Annotated in this window: 3 protein-coding genes; 2 read left to right on the top strand and 1 reads right to left on the bottom strand. The window is 69.2% G+C overall.

Features of this window, described 5'->3' with window-relative positions:
- The coding region (locus tag AB4Y84_RS14580; RefSeq protein ID WP_442250340.1) for a cation:proton antiporter domain-containing protein at positions 1-1,343 on the top strand (1,343 nt) is incomplete at its 5' end.
- A gap of 124 nt (positions 1,344-1,467) precedes the next feature.
- Here AB4Y84_RS14580 and AB4Y84_RS14575 read toward each other — a convergent pair.
- Positions 1,468-3,798, bottom strand: coding sequence for a penicillin acylase family protein (locus tag AB4Y84_RS14575; protein WP_442250339.1), 2,331 nt, complete (start codon positions 3,796-3,798; stop codon positions 1,468-1,470).
- Positions 3,799-3,923: 125 nt separating this feature from the next.
- On the opposite strand from AB4Y84_RS14575, the gene AB4Y84_RS14570 reads away from it, so the two are divergent.
- A partial coding sequence (locus AB4Y84_RS14570) for a bacterioferritin (RefSeq protein WP_442250338.1) occupies positions 3,924-4,317 on the top strand: 394 nt, incomplete at its 3' end.

Below are 4,317 nucleotides of genomic sequence, written 5' to 3'. Positions count from 1 at the left end.
GGGCGTGGCGTTACCTTGTCTGGGCCGGCGTGCCGCTGCTGGTCGGCCTGCTGCTGGCCCGCTATGCCGGGCCCGGGCTGCCGACGGTGGCCAGCAAGGCCGAGGCCGTGGTCGGCAGTGATTGGGCGCATCACCTGGCCTCGCCGCTGGGCCGGTTCCTGCTGCAGCTGCTGGTGCTGTTGCTGGTCGCCAAGGGCGCGGGCGCACTGTTGAAGCGTTTCGGCCAGCCGGCCGTGATCGGCGAGATGGCCGCTGGCCTGATGATGGGGCCGCTGTTGCTGGGCAGTCTGCTGCCACAGGTGCACGGCGCGCTGTTCCCCGCCGCTTCGCTGGGGCCGCTGGGCATGCTCAGCCAACTGGGCGTGCTGATGTTCCTGCTGGTGGCCGGCGCCGAACTGGATCTGGGTGCGCTGCGTGGGCGTCGCCGATTTGCCTTCACCGTCAGCCACGCCGGCATCGCGGTGCCGTTCGTGCTTGGCGTGGTCCTGGCGATCTGGCTGTATCCGCAGCATGGCCCGCAAGGCGTGAGCTTTACCGCGTTCGCGCTGTTCGTCGGCATCTCGATGAGCATCACCGCCTTTCCGGTGCTGCTGCGCATCCTTGCTGATCGAGGCATCACCCACACATCGCTGGGGCAGACCGCCATCGCCTGCGCGGCGTTGGGCGATGCGACTGCGTGGTGTCTGCTGGCGCTGATCGTGGCCGCAGCGCAGGCCACTGGCTGGTTGCCGGCCAGCCTCAACCTGCTGTGCGTGGTGGCGTTCATCGCACTGATGCTGGGGCTGGTGAAGCCGTGGTTTGCCCGCCAGGCCATCGCGCCGGGCCGCGAAGGGAGCTGGCTGCTGGGCATCCTGCTGCTGTCACTGGCCAGTGCGCTGGTTACCGAAGTGCTCGGCATCCACGCGCTGTTCGGCGCGTTTGCTGCGGGCGTGGCGGTGTCGTCCAACGCGCAGTTGCGTCAGCTGCTGGTGGCCAGGGTCGAACCGTTCGCGGTGACCCTGCTGCTGCCGCTGTTCTTCGCCATGACCGGCCTGCGCATGCGTGCCGACGCGCTGCAGGGCAGCGACATCCTGCTGTGCGTGGTGGTGATCGCAGTGGCCACGGTGGGCAAGCTGCTGGGCACCTGGAGTGCGGCGCGCAGCACCGGCATGGCCTCGCGCGAAGCGTGGCGACTGGGGGCGCTGATGAACACCCGCGGGTTGATGGAACTGATCGTGCTCAACCTGGGCTACGAGCTGGGCCTGCTCGGCGACCGCCTGTTCGCGGTGCTGGTGATCATGGCGCTGGTGACCACCGCAATGACCGGGCCGCTGTTGAACCTGATCGAGCGCCGCAGGGCCTGACCCGGTCGCGCCGAGCGGCTCCACAGGGCCATCCCCTCAGCCGGATGGCGTAGTAGTGCCGGCCGCTGGCCGGCAACCACGCACACGAGTCGGGCATCAGGCGGTCGCCGGCCAGCGGCCGGCGCTACTTCACCGGTGCCAGCGTCATCGTGTGCTCTGCCTTGCCGGGCAGGAACGGGGTGGGGCGACCGTGCACCCAATCCTCATGTCCCGCGCCCCAGTAAGGCGATAGCGGATGGCCGCTCTGCCCGCCCGGCATGTGCACGATGCCGTCGGCTTCGTGGCCGGGCGAGACCACCATCCGCTGCGAGGCACCGAAGGCCGGTGTCTGTACACGCGGCATGTCACGGTCGCCGGGTAGGGGATCGGCCGGCATGCACAACCAGCGACTGGCGAAGGCAGGCAGGGCGCGCGCCACCGGATGGCAGATCGCTGCGGTATTGCGCTCGCCCCAGCTGCGGTGCGCCAGCGGCCCCTGCTTGGACAGCTCCGCTTCGGTGCGACGTGCAGCATCAGCCAGCAGCGCATCCCAGCTCGCGTACGCGGGCGGCAGCAGGTTGGCGGGGCGCTGTTCCAGCATCGGCCAGGCGACGCCTTCCAGCTGCGCCAAGCGCGGTGCCAGGAAGTCCTCGCCCAGCTGCGCCCGGGCCGGTGCCAGCAGCGCATCGGTCAGCGTGTCGAGCACCTGTGTACGGAATTCGCGCACCACCCGGTAGCTGGTCGAATTGATCGCGGCGCGACCATCCCAATGGCCGCTTACCGTGCCCAACCGCTTCAGTGCCGGATCGTCGCTGTGCTCGATCACCTCCTGCAGCAGCACCCACCAGCGCTGCAGGAACACCGCGCGGTCGTCCAGCTGGATTGCCAGCAGGTCGTGTTCGTCGAAACGCTCCTGCGTGGCCAGCAGGTCGCGGATCTGCCGTCCGCGTGCACCGAGGTCGTAGCCGCCATTGCCGACGGTGGCCAAGGTCGCCTCGTCCACCACGCGGCTGTTGGCGGTCCACAGCCGATGCGCAGCAGGATCGATCAGGCTCGGCGCGGCGTCGCTGCGGATCGGCCAGGGTGCGCAGCCCTGGTTGGCCTGATTTTCATTGAAACCCAGTGGCGTGCAGTCCGGGCCACGGTCAGGCCGCGCGCCGACCAGGCGCCACGCGATGCGCCCGCTGCGGTCGCCGATCACAAGGTTCTGCGCGGGAATGCCGGCGTGGTCGGCAATCTGCAGGGCCTGGTCCAGATCGGCGGCCCGTGCCATGTCGGCGAAGTCCATGCGCACCGCGCCCGGCAACTGCGCGACCCAGCGCAGGGCGTCGCCGCTGCCATCGGCGTGGGTGTGCAGGATCGGCCCCCACGCGGTTTCCCGTACCGGGAAACGCACGTCGGCAGCGCCGGCCACGACGATCCGTTCCTCATGCACGGTCACTGCAGCGTCCGCTGGCTCGGTGCGGAAGTCGGCAGTGTCGATGTAGCTGTTGGTGAAGCCCCAGGCCACGTGGCCGTTGCTGCCGACAATCACCGCCGGCACGCCCGGCAGCGAGAACCCGCTGACGTCGACCTGGCCACCCGCGGCCTGTGGATCGGGGTAGCGCAGGCGCACACGGAACCACAGGCTGGGCGCGCGCAGGCCCAAGTGCATGTCGTCGGCGACGATCGCACGGCCATCGGCGGTCAGTGCGCCGGAGACGGCGAAATTGTTGCTGCCGACCGCGTCGGCATCCTCGGCAGTCGCGCCGGTCGCGGCCTTCAGCGTGCGCAGGTCCAGTTGGCTGGCATCAGGCAGGGGGGCGTTGCCGCGGGCAGCGCCGRCAAGCGGCGCATCCCACTCGCTGCCGTCGTGCGCCAGCAGGGCATACAGGGCCGGCGGCACCACCGAGCGGATGCGCTCCAGGGCGAGTTCGGACTGGTTGCTGGGGTCCTGCAGGTCGGCGTACATGGCCAGGCCTGCCAGCACGCTGTCGCTGGCCCGCCAGGGTCGGGGCGCCTGCCGCAGCAGCAGATAGGCCCATGGCCGCACCGCCAGGCTGCCCAGGCCCTGGTTGACCCCGTCCACGTAGGCGCGCACGGCCGCAGGGTCGCTGCCCAGTGCGTCCTGCAGATGGGCCTCGGTACGCGCGCGCAGGCGGTGAACGCGCATGCGCTTGTCGGCTTCGATCGCCTTCGCCCCGAACAACGCGGACAGTTCACCCGCGGCACTGCGCCGCATCAGGTCCATCTCGAAATAACGTTCCTGCGCGTGAACACGGCCGAGCGCCCGCAGGGCATCAGCCTTGTTGCCGGCGGTGATGGTGACCACCCCCAGCGCATCGCGCTCTACGGTGACCTTTGTGACCAGCCCGGGCAACGGGCGCTCGCCGTCCAGTTCGGCCAGGCTGCCGCGCAGCAGCAACCACAGGACCAGCACCGCGAGCAGCACGATTGCCACCAGCACACCCAGAATCCACCGCCACGTACGACGCATTGCAGGTCCTTTCCGAGCATGTCGGCCGATTGTAGCCGCAGGCGCAACTGCGACTGATTCCGATTAGATCACCGTATTTCCAGATGGGGCACCATGGGCGCCATCGATTCACAGGAGCTCCCCCCATGAAAGGCAACCCGGACGTCATCGCCTGCCTGAAGGAACTGCTGCGCGGCGAACTCGCCGCCCGCGACCAGTACTTCATCCACTCCCGCCGCTACGAGGACCAGGGCCTGTTCGCGCTGTACGAACGCCTGAACCACGAGATGGAAGAAGAGACCCAGCATGCCGACGCGCTGCTGCGCCGGATCCTGTTCCTGGGCGGCGACCCGGACATGCGCCCGCATGCCACCGAGCCGGGCAAGACCGTGGAGGAGATGCTGCGCAAGGACCTGGACACCGAATACGCGGTGCGCAACAACCTCGCCGCCGGCATGAAGCTGTGCGAGGAGAAGGGCGACTACGTGAGCCGGCTTCATGCCGGCGGCGAGGTTGTTGCGCACCGCGTATTCGGTGTCC

The organism is Stenotrophomonas sp. 2YAF22 (assembly GCF_052114665.1).
Lineage (GTDB): Bacteria > Pseudomonadota > Gammaproteobacteria > Xanthomonadales > Xanthomonadaceae > Stenotrophomonas > Stenotrophomonas indicatrix.
The sequence above is the reverse complement of the archived record's forward strand: the minus strand, read 5'-3'. Positions and strand labels throughout refer to the sequence as shown.